The sequence below is a fragment of the Pseudomonas sp. F-14 TE3482 genome, from assembly GCF_053629455.1.
Map to the genome: position 1 here is coordinate 5,737,272 of NZ_JBRJII010000001.1, position 20,330 is coordinate 5,757,601.

The 20,330-nt window shown below is 57.4% G+C and carries 22 protein-coding genes and 1 pseudogene; 7 read left to right on the forward strand and 16 right to left on the reverse strand.

The annotated features are described in order from the left end of the window. Positions 1 to 315 precede the first annotated feature (315 nt). Positions 316 to 1,137, forward strand: a complete 822-nt coding sequence (locus tag AB7M26_RS25860; protein WP_429388953.1) for a c-type cytochrome — start codon at positions 316 to 318, stop codon at positions 1,135 to 1,137. 122 nt (positions 1,138 to 1,259) lie between these two features. On the opposite strand, the gene AB7M26_RS25865 is transcribed toward AB7M26_RS25860, so the two are convergent. From AB7M26_RS25865 to AB7M26_RS25905, 9 genes are all read right to left on the reverse strand, one after another. Continuing rightward, a complete protein-coding gene (locus AB7M26_RS25865; protein WP_123496349.1) occupies positions 1,260 to 2,069 on the reverse strand; it encodes a transglutaminase family protein in 810 nt (269 codons plus the stop codon). Further along, positions 2,066 to 3,016, reverse strand: a complete 951-nt coding sequence (locus AB7M26_RS25870; protein ID WP_010456611.1) for an alpha-E domain-containing protein — start codon at positions 3,014 to 3,016, stop codon at positions 2,066 to 2,068. Before AB7M26_RS25870 ends, AB7M26_RS25865 begins: the two co-directional genes overlap by 4 nt. Before the next feature lie 12 nt (positions 3,017 to 3,028). Then, positions 3,029 to 4,438, reverse strand: a complete 1,410-nt coding sequence (locus AB7M26_RS25875) for a circularly permuted type 2 ATP-grasp protein (RefSeq protein ID WP_007902187.1) — start codon at positions 4,436 to 4,438, stop codon at positions 3,029 to 3,031. A gap of 387 nt (positions 4,439 to 4,825) precedes the next feature. Beyond that, positions 4,826 to 5,167, reverse strand: coding sequence for a ribonuclease E inhibitor RraB (locus tag AB7M26_RS25880; protein WP_007902188.1), 342 nt, complete (start codon positions 5,165 to 5,167; stop codon positions 4,826 to 4,828). Between the two features lie 215 nt (positions 5,168 to 5,382). Next, on the reverse strand, positions 5,383 to 5,616 hold the full coding sequence (locus tag AB7M26_RS25885; RefSeq protein WP_008073014.1) for a hypothetical protein: 234 nt from the start codon (positions 5,614 to 5,616) through the stop codon (positions 5,383 to 5,385). A 305-nt stretch (positions 5,617 to 5,921) separates the two neighbouring features. Continuing rightward, positions 5,922 to 6,113 carry a PLDc N-terminal domain-containing protein gene (locus tag AB7M26_RS25890; RefSeq protein ID WP_007902193.1) on the reverse strand — a complete coding sequence of 64 codons (192 nt, stop codon included), beginning with the start codon at positions 6,111 to 6,113 and terminating at the stop codon, positions 5,922 to 5,924. Positions 6,114 to 6,196: 83 nt separating this feature from the next. Further along, positions 6,197 to 6,727: a hypothetical protein gene (locus tag AB7M26_RS25895; RefSeq protein ID WP_008076371.1), complete on the reverse strand. Its 531-nt coding sequence runs from the start codon at positions 6,725 to 6,727 to the stop codon at positions 6,197 to 6,199. Positions 6,728 to 6,933: 206 nt separating this feature from the next. Continuing rightward, positions 6,934 to 7,452 (reverse strand): ankyrin repeat domain-containing protein, encoded by a 519-nt coding sequence (locus AB7M26_RS25900; RefSeq protein WP_123496347.1) that lies wholly within the window; start codon positions 7,450 to 7,452, stop codon positions 6,934 to 6,936. Between the two features lie 129 nt (positions 7,453 to 7,581). Next, entirely contained in the window at positions 7,582 to 9,420 is a 1,839-nt protein-coding gene (locus AB7M26_RS25905) for a long-chain-acyl-CoA synthetase (RefSeq protein ID WP_429377302.1), read from the reverse strand. Between the two features lie 322 nt (positions 9,421 to 9,742). Between AB7M26_RS25905 and AB7M26_RS25910 the strand changes: the two genes are divergently transcribed. Beyond that, positions 9,743 to 10,021 (forward strand): DUF3509 domain-containing protein, encoded by a 279-nt coding sequence (locus AB7M26_RS25910; RefSeq protein ID WP_007898807.1) that lies wholly within the window; start codon positions 9,743 to 9,745, stop codon positions 10,019 to 10,021. Positions 10,022 to 10,149: 128 nt separating this feature from the next. Here AB7M26_RS25910 and AB7M26_RS25915 read toward each other — a convergent pair whose 3' ends face one another. The 4 genes and pseudogenes from AB7M26_RS25915 to aroC form a co-directional block, all read right to left on the reverse strand. Continuing rightward, on the reverse strand, positions 10,150 to 10,695 hold the full coding sequence (locus tag AB7M26_RS25915) for a 1,2-dihydroxy-3-keto-5-methylthiopentene dioxygenase (protein ID WP_429377305.1): 546 nt from the start codon (positions 10,693 to 10,695) through the stop codon (positions 10,150 to 10,152). A gap of 9 nt (positions 10,696 to 10,704) precedes the next feature. Further along, positions 10,705 to 10,797 (reverse strand): annotated as a pseudogene (locus AB7M26_RS25920) (methylthioribulose 1-phosphate dehydratase); the annotation flags it as partial. Between the two features lie 35 nt (positions 10,798 to 10,832). Then, positions 10,833 to 11,975: an MFS transporter gene (locus AB7M26_RS25925; protein WP_185022104.1), complete on the reverse strand. Its 1,143-nt coding sequence runs from the start codon at positions 11,973 to 11,975 to the stop codon at positions 10,833 to 10,835. 84 nt (positions 11,976 to 12,059) lie between these two features. Continuing rightward, positions 12,060 to 13,151 carry a chorismate synthase gene (gene aroC / locus AB7M26_RS25930; RefSeq protein ID WP_123496340.1) on the reverse strand — a complete coding sequence of 364 codons (1,092 nt, stop codon included), beginning with the start codon at positions 13,149 to 13,151 and terminating at the stop codon, positions 12,060 to 12,062. Positions 13,152 to 13,236: 85 nt separating this feature from the next. Here aroC and AB7M26_RS25935 point away from each other — a divergent pair, with 85 nt between their 5' ends. Both AB7M26_RS25935 and AB7M26_RS25940 read left to right on the forward strand, forming a co-directional pair. Then, positions 13,237 to 14,247 (forward strand): alpha/beta hydrolase, encoded by a 1,011-nt coding sequence (locus AB7M26_RS25935; RefSeq protein WP_429377308.1) that lies wholly within the window; start codon positions 13,237 to 13,239, stop codon positions 14,245 to 14,247. A gap of 153 nt (positions 14,248 to 14,400) precedes the next feature. Continuing rightward, entirely contained in the window at positions 14,401 to 15,192 is a 792-nt protein-coding gene (locus AB7M26_RS25940; RefSeq protein WP_123496336.1) for a hypothetical protein, read from the forward strand. Between the two features lie 125 nt (positions 15,193 to 15,317). Here AB7M26_RS25940 and prmB read toward each other — a convergent pair whose 3' ends face one another. Then, positions 15,318 to 16,226, reverse strand: a complete 909-nt coding sequence (gene prmB / locus AB7M26_RS25945) for a 50S ribosomal protein L3 N(5)-glutamine methyltransferase (RefSeq protein ID WP_123496334.1) — start codon at positions 16,224 to 16,226, stop codon at positions 15,318 to 15,320. Positions 16,227 to 16,464: 238 nt separating this feature from the next. On the opposite strand from prmB, the gene AB7M26_RS25950 reads away from it, so the two are divergent. The 3 genes from AB7M26_RS25950 (at position 16,465) to AB7M26_RS25960 (ending at position 18,140) form a co-directional block, all read left to right on the forward strand. After that, positions 16,465 to 17,055: a cysteine hydrolase family protein gene (locus AB7M26_RS25950; protein WP_123496332.1), complete on the forward strand. Its 591-nt coding sequence runs from the start codon at positions 16,465 to 16,467 to the stop codon at positions 17,053 to 17,055. A 131-nt stretch (positions 17,056 to 17,186) separates the two neighbouring features. Beyond that, a complete protein-coding gene (locus AB7M26_RS25955) occupies positions 17,187 to 17,507 on the forward strand; it encodes a hypothetical protein (protein WP_007898816.1) in 321 nt (106 codons plus the stop codon). Positions 17,508 to 17,582: 75 nt separating this feature from the next. Beyond that, complete coding sequence (locus AB7M26_RS25960; protein WP_007898817.1) at positions 17,583 to 18,140, forward strand: Smr/MutS family protein; 558 nt, start codon at positions 17,583 to 17,585, stop codon at positions 18,138 to 18,140. 326 nt (positions 18,141 to 18,466) lie between these two features. On the opposite strand, the gene AB7M26_RS25965 is transcribed toward AB7M26_RS25960, so the two are convergent. Both AB7M26_RS25965 and AB7M26_RS25970 read right to left on the reverse strand, forming a co-directional pair. Continuing rightward, the gene (locus AB7M26_RS25965; RefSeq protein ID WP_429386716.1) at positions 18,467 to 18,595 is read right to left on the reverse strand and encodes a hypothetical protein; all 129 of its coding nucleotides are present in this window, start codon (positions 18,593 to 18,595) and stop codon (positions 18,467 to 18,469) included. 819 nt (positions 18,596 to 19,414) lie between these two features. Beyond that, positions 19,415 to 20,038 (reverse strand): hypothetical protein, encoded by a 624-nt coding sequence (locus tag AB7M26_RS25970; protein ID WP_429386719.1) that lies wholly within the window; start codon positions 20,036 to 20,038, stop codon positions 19,415 to 19,417. Between the last annotated feature and the right edge of the window lie 292 nt (positions 20,039 to 20,330).

Genomic DNA, 20,330 nt, shown 5'->3' on the forward strand with positions numbered 1-20,330 from the left:
AAACCTGTACGAAGTTGTTGTCGGGTTTTGCCGAGGCACTCGTCATACAAGGAAGTGCAGCGCTCTGCCGTCATGGAGATAGGCAGGCAGGCATCAGGAAATAACAAAAAAGGCGGTCAAGCCATGTTCAAGCATTCGAAAGTTCGTCAAGCCGGGCTCATTCTATTCGCCACTACACTGTTGTTGATTTTGCCGAACCTGACCAAGGTGATTGGCTGATCGAGCATCAGGGTTTTCATTTCGCCTGATAAAAACGTGATTGGCTCGCTATCCGAGCCGGCGTGGCTGTGCCAACCTTTGCGGCACATCCACGACATGGACGGCGATCACTTGAAAGCGCTCACTCTATTTGGGGCCTTGCTGCTCAGCATGCCTCTGTCTGCCGCACAGCTGAATCTGGAGCTAGGCGCGAGTTCTCGCACCTGGCAGACCGAGCAATTGCTCAAGCATCCTCAGGTTCAGACCATCACGATCACCAACGACGTTTCCTACAAACGGGACATGAGCTATCGCGCCGTGCCGTTGGCGGCGTTGTTGACGGGCATCAAGCCTGAGGATCATCTGCAAGCCGTTGCCCTGGACGGTTTTGCCGCCGAACTGGCCGCCGCGCCGTTACTCAATACCCAAGGCGCGCGGGCCTGGCTGGCGATTGAAGACCCGGCCAAGCCGTGGCCACCGTTGTCAGAGGGCAAGCACAGTGCGGGACCGTTTTATCTGGTCTGGACCGATCCGCAAACGGGCAATATCAGTCCCGAGCAATGGCCGTTCGAAGTAGCGAGCATCAAGCGCATGGCCCCGGTGGCCGAGCGCTTCCCTGCCCTGCTGCCCGATCCTGCGCTGAAGGCGGATGATCCGGTAAACAAGGGCTTTGCGCTGTTTCAGAAGAACTGCCTGGCATGTCATCGATTGAATGGCGCGGGGGATGCGCAGTTCGGGCCGGACCTGAATATTCCGTTCAACCCGACCGAGTACTTCGGCGCGGATTTCCTCAAGCGCTATATTCGTGATCCGCAGAGCTTGCGTCAGTGGCCACAGGCGAAGATGCCGGCGTTCGCGACGACGGTGTTGCCAGAGGGGGATCTGGAATTGTTGGTTGGGTATTTGAAGCATATGGCGGGGCGCAAGGTGAAGCCCTGAAGACATCCTCCCTGTGGGAGCGGGCTTGCCCGCGATAGCGTCATCTCAGACACCAATACGGTGACTGGAAGACCGCCATCGCGGGCAAGCCCGCTCCCACAGGGGATTTGTGAAATCCCAGATTACTGCTGTTGCACTGAAAAAACCGGCACAGGCGTCGGCGAGACAAACACCTTCGCATGCATCTGCTCGCACCCGCCACCACGACGCATGCCGCGTACCGGGCAGGCGTCCAGGTAGTCGAGGCCCACGGCCAGTTTCAGGTGACGCTCCGGGCGGGCCAGTTCGTTGGTCACGTCGAAGCTGTACCAGGCGTCATCCAGCCAGGCTTCCGCCCAGGCGTGACTGGCCAGGTGTTCGCTGTTCTCGCTGTACAAATAGCCCGACACATAACGCGAAGGAATGCCCAGGCTGCGAGCGCAGGCGAGAAACGCGTGGGTGTGGTCCTGGCAGACCCCGGAACGCCCGGCGAAAGCCTGGGCGGCGCTGGTGTCCACTTCGGTGGAACCCGGCGTGTAGGTCATGTGCTGGTTCAGGCCATGCATCAAATCGATCAGCGCCGTACGATCCCGGCGTTGTTTGCAGGCCTTCTCGGCGAATGCACGCAGCGCTTCGTCGGCCTCGGTCAGGCGCGTGAAGCGCAGGAACGGCAGCGCCGACTGGCTTTCATGTTCGGCTTCGCGCAGTTCGTCGATGTCCACCTGCCCTCGGGCGCCGATGATGATCGCCTCGTGGGGTTCGTCCAGGGTCAGCACATGCAGAATGTTGCCGAACGGATCGAGTTGCGCACGCACCGGGCGTGGCAGGTCGAGTTGCCAGCTGAGCACGTGTTGGCGCTCGCTGTCGTGAGGGGTCAGTCGCAGGTACTGGATGCTCGCCCGCACCTGATCTTCGTAGTGATAGGTGGTCTCGTGGCTAATGGAAAGTCTCATGCAGCCTCCAGGTAGGAACTGTGTATGGCGTTGCCCAACTGGCGCACCAGCGGGATGAACTCGGTCAGCCAGGCATGCAGGCCTTCGTCGAGGATTTCGTTGATACCGGTGTAGCGCAGGCGTGCGTCCATTTCTGCCGCCAAACGCTGGGCAGGACGGCCGTTGGCCCCAGGCAATTGGGCGAGAATCTGGTCGATTTCTTCGGTGCAGGCCCGCAAAGATCGCGGCACGTCGGCGCGCAGCAGCAACAATTCGGCCACATGCCGGGCGCCGGGGGCGTCGCGATAGATCTCGGTATAGGCCTCGAACGACGACAAGGCCCGCAGCAAGGCGCTCCACTGGTAATAGGCGTGAGCCGTGCCGTCGCTGACCGCTTCGGCCTGATCGCCGGCCATTTCGTAACGGGCGTCGAGCAGGCGCAAGGTGTTGTCAGCCCTTTCGATAAAGGTGCCCAGACGAATGAAGCGGAACGCGTCGTTACGCATGATGGTGCCGTAGGACGCGCCGCGGAACAGGTGGGAACGTTCCTTGATCCACTCACAGAAACGGCTCATGCCGTAGCGACTCAAGCCCTGTTCGGCGATCCCGCGAATCTCCAGCCAGGTGGCGTTGATGTTTTCCCACATGTCAGCGGTGATTCGCCCACGCACCGCATGGGCGCTGGCTCGCGCGGCACCGAGGCAGCTGTAGATGCTCGCCGGGTTGGCCGCATCCAGGGCGAAAAAATGCAGCAGCCGTTCGGCATGCAGATCGCCGTGGCGCTCCAGGTAATCGTCCAGAGTGCCGGTGATCAGCAACGGCATGGCGAGTTCGTGCAAGCCGTCGCCACGACCGTCCTGAGGCATCAGTGACAGCGAATAACTGATGTCGAGCATCCGTGCGAGGTTTTCGGCCCGCTCCAGGTAACGCGACATCCAATACAGATCCGAGGCAGTTCTACTTAACATGGCAGGCTTCCTTCAATCCTCGACCACCCAGGTGTCCTTGGTTCCGCCGCCCTGGGAGGAATTCACCACCAGGGAGCCTTCGCGCAAGGCGACACGGGTCAAACCGCCGGGCACAACCCGGGTTTCGCGGCCAGACAATACAAACGGACGCAGGTCGATATGGCGTGGAGCGATGCCGTTTTCGACAAAGGTCGGACAGGTCGATAAAGACAACGTCGGTTGGGCGATGTACGCGTGGGGCTTGGCTTTGATCCGCTCGCGGAAAGATTCGATTTCCGCCGCCGTCGCTGCCGGCCCCACCAGCATTCCGTAACCACCGGAACCCTGGGTTTCCTTGACCACCAGTTCTGGAAGATTGGCCAGCACGTGGGACAGCTCAGAGGGATTACGACACTGCCATGTCGGCACGTTCTTCAGGATCGGCTCTTCATCCAGATAAAAACGAATCATGTCCGTGACGAAGGGGTACACCGACTTGTCATCCGCGACCCCGGTGCCGATGGCATTCGCCAGCACCACGTTGCCGGAACGGTAGGACGACAGCAGACCTGGAACGCCGAGCATCGAATCCGGGTTGAACGCCAACGGATCGAGGAAGGCATCGTCGAGGCGACGGTAGATCACGTCGACAGCTTTCGGCCCGTCCGTGGTGCGCATGAACACCTTGTCATCACGCACGAACAGGTCCGCACCTTCCACCAGTTCGACACCCATTTCCCGGGCCAGAAACGCATGCTCGAAAAACGCGCTGTTGAAGCGACCCGGCGTCAGCACCACCACGCTCGGGTTGTCGATCGGGCTGGAGCTTTTCAAGGTGTCGAGCAACAGGTTCGGATAGTGGTCGATCGGCGCGATGCGCTGGGCTGCGAACAATTCGGGGAACAATCGCATCATCATCTTGCGATCTTCGAGCATGTAGCTCACGCCGCTGGGGGTACGAAGATTGTCTTCGAGCACGTAGTACGTGCCGTCGCCATCACGTACCAGGTCGACGCCGGAAATGTGCGAATAGATATCGCGGTGCAGATCCAGCCCCTGCATCGCCAACTGGTATTGCTCGTTGGCCAGCACTTGCTCGGCCGGGATGATGCCGGCCTTGATGATGCGCTGCTCGTGATAGAGGTCGGCAAGGAACATGTTCAATGCCTTGACCCGCTGAATGCAGCCGCGCTCGACGACCCGCCATTCACTGGCGGGGATACTGCGGGGAATGGTGTCGAAGGGAATCAGGCGCTCTGTCCCTTGCTCATCACCATAGAGTGTGAATGTAATCCCGGCACGATGAAATAACAGATCGGCCTCGCGTCGCCGTTGTGCCAAAAGCTCGTCAGGCGTTTCGGCCAGCCAACGGGCAAACTCCCGATAATGCGGGCGGACCTGGCCGCCGGCATCGTACATCTCATCAAAATAGGTGCGGATCATGCCGTACTCCTTGTCACCCGGACATCCAGGCCTTCGCAAGGCCCGTGCCATCGGCATAAACGCTTTGATATCAATCAGTTGGATAATGACGCCACACGCACCGCACCAATTCTGTGCGGTAAATGCCCCAACCAGATTGCCCCCGCTTCATGGCGAAGCAATGCTGTCGCCTATCAGCAGCATAGCCAGAGTTGATTTCACTGCCCGGGGGGCGATGCGGATAATCGGCGCATTCGCTGGAAAACCTGACCGAAACTTCCCTTTAGCCGCCTGCTCAGGCGGTTTTTTTGCGTGTTTGAAACGTTATGAATCAAAAACCACACCGCACAAACGAAAACGGCCAACCCAAAGGTCAGCCGTTGCTGAGTGTTGTCACTGTTCATAAAGTTATGCGAGTAGCCCTCGTACCTCCTGCTTGACGCCCCATCCTTCGATGATACCGCCCAGAGGCTCGACCACCGCCTCAAAGTCCTGCTCAAAGTCACCGATCCCGTCGTAGGTGGCGTACATCACTTTGCTCAGTTCCAGATGCCACGCGCCGTCATCGCGCACGCTGATCTGGGCATTCAAGGATTCACCACAAAAATGACCTGCCGCCCTGCGTGCCCGCTCCTCGTCCGGGAAAATGGCGTAGAACTCGATGGGATGGAATCGTGAAAAGTCGAAACCGCCTTCTTTCATGCGGCGCAACACGCTGCTGCTGATGTCTTCTTGATAGGCTGTGCTCATGAAACGTCCCCCTCAGACTGATGGATAGACTTTCCGTATTCCCTGCACTTTCAACCGATTGGTGAGAGCGATACGGCAACAGAGGTTGCCGACGGGAAACAAGCATGTAGCTGACAAGACCAGACCTTAGCGAGTCATTCGCTGATCTCGCTTGCAGAGTAGCCCCAAGATAGAGCTGCTGCCAAGGTCTGGTTGTGAATGTGACAAGAGGTGTATCAGATCGGGGTAATACTGATGATTTCAATGCTGTTCTGGGATTTCAGGCTTTTGACGGTCGGATCATCGGTACGACCCTCCAGATCATTGAGATCCAGTTCGGCAGCGATCGGCAGGCGTCGGGCGCGAATGAGTTTGGCGGCTTGCTCGCTATTCGGGCATTCCTCGCACTCGAAGAGTTCGTCCACTGTTTCACCGTGATCATCCACGAAAGTGATTTTCCACTTTTGCATCGGTGCCTCCTCGATAAAACCCATGAATGGGCTTACTTCTATCTGGACTTTAGCCCTGATTGATCGTTCAACGGATTACCGCGTGTCGGCATGAAAAAACACAGAACCTGAGCAAAGCTTGCTCGCGAAGTCGACATGTGGATTGACTGAATATGACAGGTCGAACCTCACGTCATGGCTCGGCCCAATCCTGTGGGAGCGTGGCTTGCCCGCGATAGGATCGCCACGTTGCAGCTGACAGACCGCAGCGCCTGCATCGCGGGCAAGCCACGCTCCCACAGGTTCAGTGTTGCAGGCGAAACCAGTCAGATCCGCACGTTACCTCGTGGCCCGGCGATGGCCCAGATGATCAGGCCCAGGACCGGCAGCAGCAGGATCAATAACACCCAGATGATTTTCATCCCGGTCTCGGCGCCACTTTTAAGCACGTTGATGATGGCCCAGATATCCAGGGCAAGAATAATCAGGCCAACCAGGCTGTTGAACGTGGAACCCATGGTGACGCTCCCTAAGAGTGATATGCCCTCTTAGGATAGTCGGGCCTTGCGAGGGTTCCGTTTTATTACCGTTCTGGACAGCTTCAGACGTGGATTGCCACTTTCAGGGCTTCCAGCGATGGCGCTGCGGCTATGCCGACTTCGGCGCACAACTCCAGCACCCGTGGCACGTCGTTACCGTAGACCAGCACCACTTGCAGCTCGTCGTCGAGCAACTGGCTGAAGTTCATCAGCGTGTAACCGCCGTTTTCCTTGTTCATGCTGCTCATCTGCACCTGAATGCGATTGAGCGCCGTCAGGGCTTCGGTCTTGGCCAGTTGCTTGGGTTTGATGTTGAAATCGACGCCGGGGCCGAACGAAGCGACGATCTGCGCAAACAGGTCCATGTAGGTGTCGGCCTGGAACAGCACGGTTTCCGGCAAGCTGCCGACGACCACCCACTCACCCAACGGGATCGGGAAGGTGTCGTCGTAGTTGATGTCCGGATTGGCCGTCAGAAAAGCTTCTGGATCGGCGTAGGCCTGAGCCGCTTCGTCAGCGACTTTCAGGATTTCGTCATCGCTCATGCACCCGGAGCTGATTTTGCTGATGAGTTCGACGAGTGCGGCTTTCATGAGGTGGATCCTGTAGCGAGGGAGATTTGAGGGCGCGAAGGATAGCGCATTTTGTGGCGAGGGAGCTTGCTCCCGCTGGGTTGCGAAGCAGCCCCAAAATCAGCCACCGCCGTCGTTCAGATAGACCGCATTCGCCGGGTTTACGACTGCTTCGCAGCCCAGCGGGAGCAAGCTCCCTCGCCACAAAAGCCCCACAGCCGCGAAGGTCAGGCCAGCAATTTCTGCAGCTGAGCCGTGGTATCCACCGCCCCCATGGTTTTGGCCGCGTCCAGCGCGGATACGCCGTTGGCATCCTTGGCTTTCGGATCGGCACCTTTACTGATCAGGTAGTCGATGATTTCGACGCGGTTGAACATTGCCGCCATCATCAATGCAGTGCGACCGTCGAAGGACGAACCTTCCACTTGCGCGCCACCTTCCACCAACGCCTTGACCACCGCCAGATCACCTTTGAATGCCGCGCCGGCAATCGGGCTCTGGCCGTTGTCGTTGCGGATTTCCGGGTCGGCCTTGTGCTCAAGCAGGACTTTTACCGTCTCGACATGGCCGTGGTACGCGGCGAGCATCAGCAAGGTGTCGCCCTTGTGGTTACGCAGGTTCGGCGGTAAGCCCTTGGTCAGCAGCGCAGCCATCATGGCCGCATCGCCCTCGCGCGCTTTGTTGAACACCTGTTCGGCAAATTCAGCAGCCTCTTCGGGCGTCATCTGGCGGCTTTTGTCTGACATTGGGGACTCCACATTCGGTCAATCGGAAAAGCCGATAGTTTCCCGAGCGGTCTGGAACCTGTCACTTCTTTTTTCTCATGAATGGCCATAGCTACATTTAATAAGAGCCGCATTCAATAAGAGCCACATTCAATAACGGTGCTTGCCGTCCTGGATATCCGCCAGCACCTGCTCGGTGACTTGCACGTAAGTCTGGGTACCCGGCAACCAGGCGTAGATGGGATCATCGCCGGTTTTGTTCGGGTCGAAGGCTTCGTCCTTGAGCCGGGTTTTCTGGTATTTGAAGGTCCCGGTGGTTTCCATTTTCACTTTCACCCGTAGGAAAAGTGGCACCGCATAGGCAGGCATTTGCTGCCTGGCGAAAGCCAGTAACTCGCTGAAATCCAGGGTCGCCAGGGATTCAGCCGGCGTGATTGCCGCCATCCCGGCACGCCCGTTGGTGTTGTGGATTTCCACGCCATAAGCCACGGCTTCGGCGATCTGCGGATGTTGCAACAGGATGTTTTCGACCTCGGTGGTCGAGACGTTTTCGCCCTTCCAGCGGTAGGTGTCGCCCAAACGGTCGACAAACTGCGCATGGCCAAAACCGATGTTGCGCAGCAGATCACCGGTATTGAAGTAGCGGTCGCCCTTCTTGAACACGTCGTGGAGCACGACTTTTGCGGTCTTCTGCGGATCGGTGTAGCCGTCCAGCGGCGCCTTGTCGTCGATCCTCGCCAGCAGCAAACCCTGCTCGCCCTTGGCCACTTTGCGCATGAAACCCTTGGTATCTCGCGTGGGGGCACCGCTGTCGTGGTCGTACGCCACCAGTTCCCAGGCCATCAGGGAAAAACCGATGGTGTTGTCGAAGTTGAGGATGTTGGTGAAGCCGATATTGCCATCGCTGGCGGCGTACAGCTCGCAGATATGGTCAACGGCAAAACGCGTCTTGAACTCGCTCCACGCGCCGGGGCGCAGACCATTGCCGATCATCTTCGTCACGCTGTGGCGACTGTCGTCGATGCTGCGCGGTTGATCCACCAGGTAGCGACACAACTCGCCGACGTAACCGAGGGTGGTCGCCCGGTATTTGCGCACGTCACTCCAGAACTGGCTGGCGCTGAACTTGCGGCGGATGGCAAACCCCGACGCCCCGCTGATTGCCGAGCCCCAGCACACGCAGAGCCCGGTGGCGTGGTACAGCGGCAAGGTGCAATAGACGACGTCCTGCGGCTGCATGTCCAGGGCAATCAGCCCGAAGCTGGCGGAGCTGCGCATCCAGCGGCCGTGCTTGAACACCCCGGCCTTTGGCAACCCTGTTGTGCCCGAGGTGTAAATGTAGAAACAAGGATCGTCGAGAAAAACCTGCTGGCTGCTGACGGGGTTATCGCTGCACGCTTGGGCGCTGACCGTCATCAGGTTGATGAAGCCATCGGGCGAATTGCCCGGATCACGATAAGTGTCTTGATCAGCGACAAACCAGGTGCGCGCCGCGTCGATGGACACCCGCTCGCGAACCACATTGAAGACCGGAACCAGCTCTTCTCCGACCACGATCGCTACCGGCGCCACCAGATTCAGGCTATGGGCCAGGGTATCGCGGGTCTGGGAGGTATTGAGCAAAGCGCTGATCGCGCCGACCTTGGCTACCGCCAATATCGTCACCAACAGTTCCGGACGGTTTTCGATAAAAATCGCCACCACATTGCCTTTGCCGATGCCTTGGGCAATCAGGTGATGGGCGATGCGATTGGCCCACTGATTGACCTGGGCATAAGTGAGCGCCACCTCGCCCTGCAGCAAGGCCGGGCCCTCGGGGTTGCGCAACGTCGCCTGCTCGAAGCTCCAGCCGAGGCCACACGGTTGGGTCGGGTCCTTGACGTTGGCGGCTTTCATGCCCTTCACCACGCGGGGAATGGCTTTGGCAATGGAAGGCAGCTTGCGGAGCATCATGCCCCAGGTAATCGTGTCGTTCAGCGTGCGGCTCATTGATGCTCCCGTTCGATTTTCTTATTGTCGGGTGGCGTTGTTTGAGGCCGAAAATACGTCAGCGGTTCTTGAGCTGTACACGCGGTTTTTGCAATGTTTTGTATCCGGAACCCTGGCCTAGCGATTGGTTCCATCGAATTCGCGACCGACCACGCAAAATGCAGGATGCACGATGGGCATTCATGCAGATTGCACGAAAGCATAAAAACGCTTAATAACTAACCTATTGATTTATATATATTTTTAAAAAATCAGGTGCTGGCACAATCACTGCAACTACCTCTCCATGTAGCCCTTCAAAGCACTCACGGAGCTGATAGACATGAGCCTGATCCAGGAAAAATTTTCGTCGCTATTCTCCAACTTCGAAGTGACCACCCAGCCACGGCCTGACGGCGGCATTCTGCTGACCCTGCGCAGTACGGACGGCAAAGTCTTCAAACGTTCGATTTCCTACCAGCAACTGCATGCCGGCGATCAGCTGTCGTGGGTGATCAGCGCGATACGTCGTGACGTCGCCGAACAGGCCAGCGAACTGCCGCAGATCTCCATGCTGCAAAGCCAGCAACGGTTCGCCTTGCCGACTTATCACTCGGTTTAAACGTTACATCGCTACAAACAAACAGGCCGTGAGCGCTTCTGCGTCACGGCCTGAGTTGTTTCTGGCTTTGCACAACCCACGTTACGTGGTTTACAGGGCAGAAGGCCGGAGCAACGATTGGCCTCTACTCAGTCCTCGAGACGCGGGAAACGGCTGGCGATGTCATCACCGGTGAAATTGGCCACCCAGCCTTCGGAGTTGTTGAACAGGCGGATGGCGACGAAATGCGGGTGCTCGCCCATGTCGAACCAATGCGGCGTACCGGCAGGCACCAGGATCAGGTCGTTTTTCTCGCAGAGCACGGCGTAGACGTAATCACCGATGTGCAGGGAGAACAGACCACGGCCAGCGACGAAAAATCGTACTTCGTCTTCAGCGTAACGGTGTTCATCGAGGAACTTGGCGCGCAGTTCGGCTTTTTGCGGGTGATCGCTGTTCAAACTGACGACGTCGACAGAGAGGTAACCGCGCTCGGTCATCAATTTATCGATTTGCTCCTGATACGCGGCGATCACTTCTTCCTGGCTGGCACCGGGCTGGATTTTCGCCGTGGCTTGCCAACGGTCGAAGCGCACGCCCTGTTCGGCCAGGGTCGAGGCGATGTCCTCGAGGTGGGTCAGGACTTTGTTTGGTATTTCAGGGCTGGAGACGTGATAAACGGACAGGCTGCTCATGGTAAATACTCAAAGGTTCAAGAGGGAGCGCGTCTTCAACTCGCACTCGAACAAAAATTCAAAAGCCTCGATCGGCCGCATTGCATTGCTCATGCGCGCCCCACATCGATGATTTCTCGGGTGTTCGCAGGTCAGGCTCATGGCCTGTCCTCTTGCATACGTGTGGCAATGATAACGGCAGCGGCGAAGGCTGCGAGACTGGCAATACTAAAGGTCAATGTGGCGCCCAGGGCATTCCAGCTGTAACCGGAATACAACGCGCCCAATGCGCCACCGGTACCGGCCAGCGCGGCATACAACGCCTGGCCCTGGCCTTGCTGACGCGCGCCGAAGCTACGCTGCACGAATTGGATGGCAGCCGCGTGAAAGCTGCCGAAGGTGGCTGCGTGTAGCACTTGGGCGAACAGCAACACCCAGAGGAATTCAGCAAACGAACCGAGCAACAACCAACGCAACGCCGCCAGCAGGAAACTCGCCAACAGCACCCGGCGCACCGAGAAGCGTGCAAGGATCTTGCTCATGGCCAGAAACATCAAGACTTCGGCAACCACGCCGACCGCCCAGAGCATGCCGATCAGCCCACGACTGTAACCAAGTTGCTCAAGGTGCAGGGTCACAAAGGTGTAATACGGCCCGTGACTCATCTGCATCAGCGCCACGCAACCATAGAATGCCAACACGCCGGGGTTGCGCAATTGCTGGAGGAATCCCTCCCCCGCCAACCGCTCACTCTGAATCGGTTGCGCGTTGGGCACCCATAAACTGCTGACCACGATCCCGGCCATGATCAGCACCAGTGCCAGCGGATAGATGTCCAGGCTAAGCCATTCGAACAACCGGCCGAGGGCGACCACGGTGATGATGAAACCGATGGAACCCCACAGGCGAATCTGACTGTAGCGGGATGTCTGCCCCTGCAAATGCGCCAGGGTGATGACTTCGAACTGCGGCAACACCGCATGCCAGAAGAACGCGTGCAAGGCCATGACCATTGCCAGCCACGCGTAGCTTTTGCTGACGAAAATCAGTGAGAAGGTCAGCAACGTACAGACCGCGCCGAACCGCACGATGGCCAGCCGTCGCCCGGTGTAGTCACCGAGCCAGCCCCAGATGTTCGGCGCCACGCAGCGCATCAGCATCGGGATCGCCACCAGTTCGCCAATGCGCGCACTGGAAAAGCCCAAGTGATCGAAGTACAGCGCCAGGAATGGCGCTGTCGAACCGAGCAACGCGAAATAGAACAGGTAGAAACTGGAAAGCCGCCAATACGGAAGCGCCATCACTTCGTCAGGCCCCGGCGGCTATGAGGCTCTGCACAAAAACTGCCTGCGCGACGAGTTTTCGTACAGACCCTGCGTCAGCCATTAAAGCTGACCCAGCACCGGAGTGCTCACGCGCACATCGACGTTCTGCCCGCGGTGACGCAGCAGATGATCCATCAGCACGATGGCCATCATAGCTTCGGCGATTGGCGTGGCGCGGATGCCGACGCACGGGTCGTGACGGCCCTTGGTGACAACCTCAACTGGGTTGCCATGGATGTCGATGGAACGGCCCGGTGTGGTGATGCTCGATGTCGGCTTAAGCGCCAGGTGCGCCACGATCGGCTGACCGGACGAGATGCCACCGAGAATGCCGCCGGCGTTGTTGCTGAGGAAACCTTCCGGGGTCATTTCATCACGGTGTTCGGTGCCGCGCTGGGCGATGCTGGCAAAACCGGCGCCGATCTCAACGCCTTTGACCGCGTTGATGCTCATCAGCGCGTGGGCCAGTTCGGCGTCGAGGCGGTCGAAGATCGGCTCGCCGAGGCCCGGCATCACGCCTTCGGCGACCACGGTGATTTTCGCGCCGACCGAATCCTGGTCGCGACGCAACTGGTCCATATAGGCTTCCAGCTCCGGCACTTTGTCCGGGTCGGGGCTGAAGAAGGCGTTTTCTTCCACCGAATCCCAGGTCTTGAACGGGATTTCAATCGGGCCAAGCTGGCTCATGTAGCCACGAATGATGATGCCTTGGGTGGCCAGGTACTTTTTCGCAATTGCCCCTGCCGCCACGCGCATGGCGGTTTCACGGGCCGAACTGCGACCGCCGCCGCGATAATCGCGCTCGCCGTATTTGTGGTGGTAGGTGTAGTCGGCGTGGGCCGGGCGGAACAGATCCTTGATCGCCGAATAGTCCTTGGACTTCTGGTCGGTGTTGCGGATCAACAGGCCTATGGCGCAACCGGTGGTGCGGCCTTCGAACACGCCAGAGAGGATTTCGACTTCGTCGGCTTCCTGGCGCTGGGTGGTGTGGCGGCTGGTGCCGGGCTTGCGGCGATCCAGGTCGCGCTGCAGATCCTCAAGGGAAATCTCCAGGCCCGGCGGGCAGCCATCGACAATGGCGACCAACGCCGGGCCATGGCTTTCGCCCGCGGTGGTGACAGTGAACAGCTTGCCGTAGGTATTGCCGGACATGCGGGACGCTCCGTGAAATCGAAACTAAAATACGTAATGCGCGCCAGTATACGCAGGCTACCCGACTAGTTCATCCTCGAACCTTATGGGTGCTTGCGAGTCCAACCGGCACCTTGTTGATGATGGCGTGATGATGCTGCGAGTTCTAGCCTTGAGCCTTACCTTGTTTACCGGCCTGCTCCCCTATGTGGCCCAGGCCACCGTCTTGCAACGTCCCATCACATTGGACACGGGCAGCGGCGAGCTTTTCGGCTCGCTGTTGCTGCCCAAGTCCGACACGCCAGTGCCGGTTGTCCTGATCATTTCCGGCTCCGGTCCTACGGATCGTGACGGAAACAACCCCGACGGCGGACGCAACGACAGCCTCAAACGGCTGGCCTGGGTGCTGGCCAAACACAATATCGCCAGCGTGCGTTACGACAAGCGCGGCGTGGCGGCGAGCCTGGCGGTAACGCCCGATGAGCGCAATCTTTCTGTGGAGGCCTATGTGGCTGACGCCCAAGCCTGGGGCCAGAAGCTCAAAGCCGATCCGCGCTTTGGCAAACTGATTTTGCTCGGCCACAGCGAAGGTGCGTTGATCGCCAGCCTGGCGGCGCCGAACGTCGATGCCGCAGCGGTGATTTCCATGTCCGGCAGCGCCCGGCCGATCGATCAGGTACTGCGCCAGCAGTTGAGTAATCGCCTGCCGCCTCCCTTGATGCTGCGCAGCAATGAACTGCTCGACAGCCTCAAGGCCGGCCACACCGACGACAACGTGCCACCGCAATTGCAGGTGATTTTCCGCCCCAGCGTGCAGCCGTATCTGATTTCGCTGTTCCGCCAAGACCCGGCGGCGGCCTTCGCCAAACTGAAAATGCCAGCGCTGATCATCCAGGGCAGTAACGACATTCAGGTCGGCGTGGGTGACGCCAAGGCGCTCAAGGCCGCCAAACCAGATGCCGAACTGGTGCTGATCGAAGGCATGAACCACGTGATGCGCATCGTCCCCAACGATGTGAAGCGGCAATTGGCCTCCTATAAAGATCCGCAATTACCACTGGCGGCCGAACTCGGCGCGCGAATCCTCGAGTTTATTGACGGACTTCGCACCCGTTAAACGCTGTCAGAAGGCGTTCTCAACCAGTTTTCACGCCGTGAAAACCAGTTGAGAACGTCCCTAGCCCTCCAGTCCTGAAAAAAACGGCCGATAAGCCTTTGTCGCCAGCGCACTGGCTGGCGGCAAGCAGGGCTTGGACAGGATCTCGCCGTTATGACTGATACCCAGACTTCACCCGACACCACCGCTGAAAAAGACGCACCGCCAGCGGTCGAGCTGCCGTGGGCGGACGTCCACGTCGAGCACCACAAAATGCTCCGTCTGGCGCCGCTGAAAACCGACCGCAACACCGGTGGGCGGCCGTTGCGCTTTGTCGAATTCGGTTACGCCGAACGCAATAGCAAGGAACACAGCCTGCTGCGCATGACCATCAAGCTGCCAGGCCAGCGGGTGCGCAAAGAACAGAATCATCTGGATGTCTGGGTTGATCACGCTGCCAAACGCGTGCATTTCGGCCCGGAAAGTGGCTTGCAGATCGAGCCGATGAACCGTGGCATCGGGCGTTATATGGCCGCTCAGGGCATTACGTGGGCGAAGAAAAGATGGCCCGCCTACACCGTCGACGGCACCGACCTGAACAACAAGGATGCGCTGAACGAAGACACTCGCCTGCGCCGCGATCACTTTCTGCGGGTGCACGGTTTTGACGTGGTCTACGCCGACGCCCAGCATTTGAAGGGCAGCGTTAAAGAGGTGTCGGTCGGTGATTTGCTCGGCGACTGGAACAGCGAAAAGTTGCAGCAGGTGGAAATCCTCGAAGCCGCGCAGATGCTCCAGCAAGCCGAGCAGAACCTGGCGGAACAGGAAGTCAAACTGAAGAAGCACGAAGAAAAAGTCAGCAAGTACAAACGCGAAGACGCCGGGCTGCGTTTTACCATTACCTGTCTGGTGGCGTTTGCGGTGTTTCAGGCGGGGTTGTTGATCTGGATTGCTACGCACCGTTGAAGGCTTGAGACCGCAGCGCTGCCATCGCGGGCAAGCCACGCTCCCACAGTTTTGTGTTGTGTCCAATTGATCTGGCACACACAAAACCTGTGGGAGCGTGGCTTGCCCGCGAAGGCTTTCTAGAGTCAGACGCGAGAAGCGAACAGCGCCTGATGATCGCGGCACTGCTGCGCCGTCAGCATGAACACCCCATGCCCACCGCGCTCGAACTCCAGCCAGGCGAAGTCGACTTCCGGGTACAGCGCCTCGACGTGAACCTGGCTGTTACCCACCTCGACAATCAGCAAACCCTTCTCGGTCAGATGATCCGCCGCTTCGGCGAGCATGCGGCGCACCAGGTTCAAACCGTCGTCGCCACAGGCCAGGCCCAGTTCGGGTTCGTGCTGATATTCGTCCGGCATGTCGGCGAAATCTTCCGCATCGACGTAGGGCGGGTTCGACACAATCAGGTCGAAACGTTGACCCGGCAAGCCATCGAAACCATCGCCCTGAACAGTGAACACGCGCTCATCGACACCGTGACGCTCGATGTTCTGGTTCGCCACTTCCAGCGCTTCGAACGACAGATCGGCCAGTACCACTTCGGCGTTCTGGAACTCGTAGGCACAGGCGATGCCGATGCAGCCGGAACCGGTGCACAGGTCGAGAATGCGCGCAGGTTCGGCACCCAACCACGGTTCGAAACGCTTTTCGATCAGCTCGCCAATGGGGGAACGCGGGATCAATACGCGTTCGTCGACAATGAACGACATACCGCAGAACCAGGCTTCGCCCAACAGGTAAGCGGTCGGAATGCGCTCTTCGATGCGGCGCTTGAGCAAACGTTGCAGATTGACCAGTTCGTCGTCTTCCAGACGGCAGTCCAGATAGCTATCAGCGATTTCCCACGGCAAGTGCAGCGCACCCAACACCAGTTGACGGGCTTCGTCCCAGGCGTTGTCGGTCCCATGGCCGAAAAACAGATCCTCCCCATGGAAGCGGCTGACGGCCCAACGGATATGGTCACGCAGGGTACGAAGTCGGGAAGTGATCACGGGGCAAACTCCAGAAAAAACGACTGACGATTCTAACAGCCAAAAGACGCCACGACGACGCAGGAAAAACACCGGACCAGATGTAGGACTCTTCTATTTTTTCAGCAAGCTATTGAACAGAACGAGTATCTTGACAAGGCTGCGACCCAACAACGGCGGTGCCTACGATGGTAGCGATTCACAGAAGCGCTCAGCCAGAGGACAATGTCGCAAAAGCCCCACCCGAAGGAGCCCCAGAATGTCCGTTCCAAAAACGATGTTTCAACTCAGCGGCCGTGGTTATGCAGCGGCCAATCTGGGTCATGCGACCCTTGTCATCATCGATGCCCAGAAAGAATACCTCAGCGGCCCCTTGGCCCTGAGCGGCATGGATGCTGCCGTCGCGAACATCAAGCAACTGGTGGCCGCTGCCCGTGCAGCCGGTCGGCCGATCGTGCACGTGCGCCACCTTGGCACTGTCGGTGGGCTGTTCGACCCGCAAGGCGAGCGCGGTGAATTCATTCCGGGCCTTGAGCCGCAGAGCGGCGAAACCATCATCGGCAAACTGCTGCCGAGTGCCTTTCACGGCACCGAACTGTATGACCGCCTGCAGGATCTCGGTTCGCTGGACCTGATCGTGTGCGGTTTCATGAGCCACTCCAGCGTCAGCACTACCGTGCGCGCCGCGAAGAACCTGGGCTTTCGCTGCACCCTGGTGGAAGATGCCTGCGCGACGCGGGATTTGCCTTGCAAGGGCGGGATCCTCAGCGCCGAACACGTTCAGCAGACCGAAATGGCGATCATGGCGGACAATTTCGCCACCCTCGCCCAGACCCGCGAACTGATCTGATCGACCGTCGATGAGCGGTCCATGCCGCCGCTCATCCGCAAAAGCCTCTCATTTGCTGTAATTGCCCTAGCCTCAGGAACATCCCGGTCAACTCCCGGTCGAAGGGCCGATACCCATTGAGGAAGGTCGGAATGAAGTTATCCGATGGTTTTGATGCACGCCGCTTGCGGCCCAAAGGCCAAAGCAACTGGCGTTTTCGCTTCGGCGCAGCCATTGCCGCTCTGCTGGCGATGTGCGGCGTGCTGCTGGTGATGGCAGGTGCCGCCAGCCTGCTCGGCCAAGCGCCCGCCCTGGGCGAGTTGAATACCAACCGGGTCGGTTCAGCAGTGATTTTGGCGATTGGCCTGTTCGTGCTATACATCGGGGTGTGGCTGTGGCGCCGCTGCCGCCGCCGTTCGCGTCAATCGCAAGAGCTGAACATGTCCCCGCATTTGATGAAAAAACACGACTGAGCCGAACGCCACGCGTTTTGTCGCGCCCCATTCGCTTCGACTTGGGTAAACTGGCCGCCCTTCGCGGAGGCTGACATGCAAGACGACGATTTTTCCCTGTTCAAAAGCGCGATCCAAGGCGTCAAGCCGATCAAGCACGATCGCGCCGAAACCGGCAAACCCAAGGCCGACCGCGCGCAAATCGCCAAGCTGCGCCAGGCCGCCACTGTGCGCACCGATGCCACCACCGTTGACGGGCTGTCTGATCAGTTCGTCATTGATGTCGGCCCCGAAGATGAGCTGATGTGGGCCCGCGACGGCGTCCAGGAAAGCCAGATGCGCAAGCTCAAGATCGGACAGATTCCGTTCGAAGGCAGCCTCGACCTGCATGGCATGAACGTGGAAAAGGCCCGTGAGACACTATGGGCCTTTCTGGCCGAAGCGACCAAATTCGAAATCCGCTGCGTACGTGTCACCCACGGCAAAGCGGTGCGCCTGGACGGCAAGCGGCCGATGATCAAAAGCCACGTCAACACCTGGCTGCGCCAGCATTCACAGGTGCTTGGCTTCACCTCGTGCCAACCGAAACACGGCGGCGCCGGAGCGGTTTATGTGATGCTCAAACGCACCATGATGGAAGGTCGCGACGAGTGATGCCGTCGCTTCACGCTTGCAGCGCCGTGTCCGTCACCGTACCCTTGCCCTTTGCGTAAAATCCCACAGGTAGTTTCATGTCCCTGGAACAGAATTACACCGACATGTTTAGAGGTGTTCACTAAGTTATCAGGAGCAATGAAATCAAGGACTTAACGCCCAGGCCAACTCAGAATTTCCTGCCAAAACACAGTCATTGGTACAAAAATTGGTACGGGATTCTCTCCTCACGCAACACATAAAAAGCCCCACTCCGGTTGTACCGTGCGGGGCTTTTTTACAACTGAGCTAATGCTCTGAACGCTAGCTGAAAGGCCAGCGACAACCTATTTTTTTGAGGGCTTGCTAGGTTTCAAGTCGGGATTATTTCCTTGCGTGTCTTTATTGTCACGACGACGCTTATCAACTTGGCCGGTTGATTTAGCAATTGGCTTTGGGCCTGGTTTAAGCGCCATAATATCTCTCCTTGACGTTAATATTGATTTTGGCTGTTGCAGAATCATCCTATTGATATGGACGAATACTTTCAATAGGCATCTGAATGGCTATTCTGGCCATTTCTCTATGCGACTGGCCGCTTTGGGTCGATTCTGTTGAAAAAGCCGGCCCCGGTTTCCACGTCAGAAAAGTACACGCTTGAGATTGAAATCTTTACTTTGAGGTTTCGGGCTCAGATTTCGCGTAGCTGCGCGCAAAAAGGCTTTTTTCAGCAGTCAGTATGCGGGCAGTCTGGAAGGACCGACTTTTTCAACAGAATCGGTCGATAATGATGTGTTTATATGCATACTGGACCCGTAGCGCAACCTAGCCATAAAAAGATTGGAAGGCAAGAGGCGTAAAGTATTGCGCCGCCGCATATTGCGTAGGTGATACATGTGGTTAATTTAAGCTTCAATTGCGCCAGAAAAATTGACGCCATAATTAAATAAAAAGCAAGCGAAGCGAAAATAGCTACACTGATTGGATGCTTCTGAACTGTTAGGTGAAGAGCTAGCTCTAGGGTGGTAAAAGCTAATACAGAAACCATAATTGCAAAGGCTATGTAGAATGGCGCCTGGTCGCTCTTTAGTTTTTTTGCAAGTCTGAATACATGAAATGACGATATTGATAAGGCAATTATTATCAGCGCTGTGAATGCTAGGACGTATGGCGTAATTGCGTAATACACATGTAACTCCTAACTACTATTAGGCGACATAACCCAGAGAGAAACGCGACTTGGATGACGCCAAGCTCAACTGCGGTAAAGATTCAGCGCAGAAGGTCGAAGCTACCTATTTTCGACTAGTCTGTCCACCGGCTGCAGGTGAGATCTTAACTGCGGCAGTAGGAGGCCATGCACTATAAAAATCTGTGCGTTGGAGCACCGCGGCGCGCCATTTTAGCTTTGGAGTTACTGAGCCCGAAAAAACAAGCATTCGAGATTTTGGTTCAATAACGTGCTTCAGCAGGCCACCAGCCCCAGAGGGTTGGTTGCTATTGAACTCTACATGCACATAAAGTGGTACGGACCAGCGGTTATGCAATCGTACAAGGCAAATATTATCTACGCCGACATCCTCTTCTACACTTAGATCGTTAAGTCCAGACAGCGAGTCGTCATCCGGGGTAACCATTACATCAAGAAGCTCTACGCTGCCGGTGTCTGCTCCCGCTAACCAGACAACTTGATCTGTTTGCCTACAACTATTCACATCTATTTTTACTAAAAACTCTTGGCCATTTATAAGTCTGCGCCTTATCGTTGCTCGCATTACTTTATTGCTCGTATTTTTGATAATTAAATGACGCTTGTTATACCACAGACTTACATCGCTAATTGGTCCTTGCATACACCAGCCAGGTGGCAGGCCATTCGGCCAGACGATACCGCTTTCATTGCATACGACGTGCGCCATTATTGCCACCCCTAATGTAACATCCGCTGCTAAGCCTCTCTGTACAGAAAAATCTAATAATTCACTCCCGATTAATTCACTGCAACCGCGAGAGTTGATAAAACGCTATTTTGAATAACGCAAAGCTAACCAGTTCACCCACGGACTGGCTTATCAGTAACTTCTCAACACATAACTTAAGAGAGCCTAGTTGGCCGCAAAGCAAAGTTCAACCAAATCAATATTGCAATTCGAAATAAATCCTGTAGCGATTATTGCCATGCGATTGCTGCATGTTGCCAACGTCAGCTAT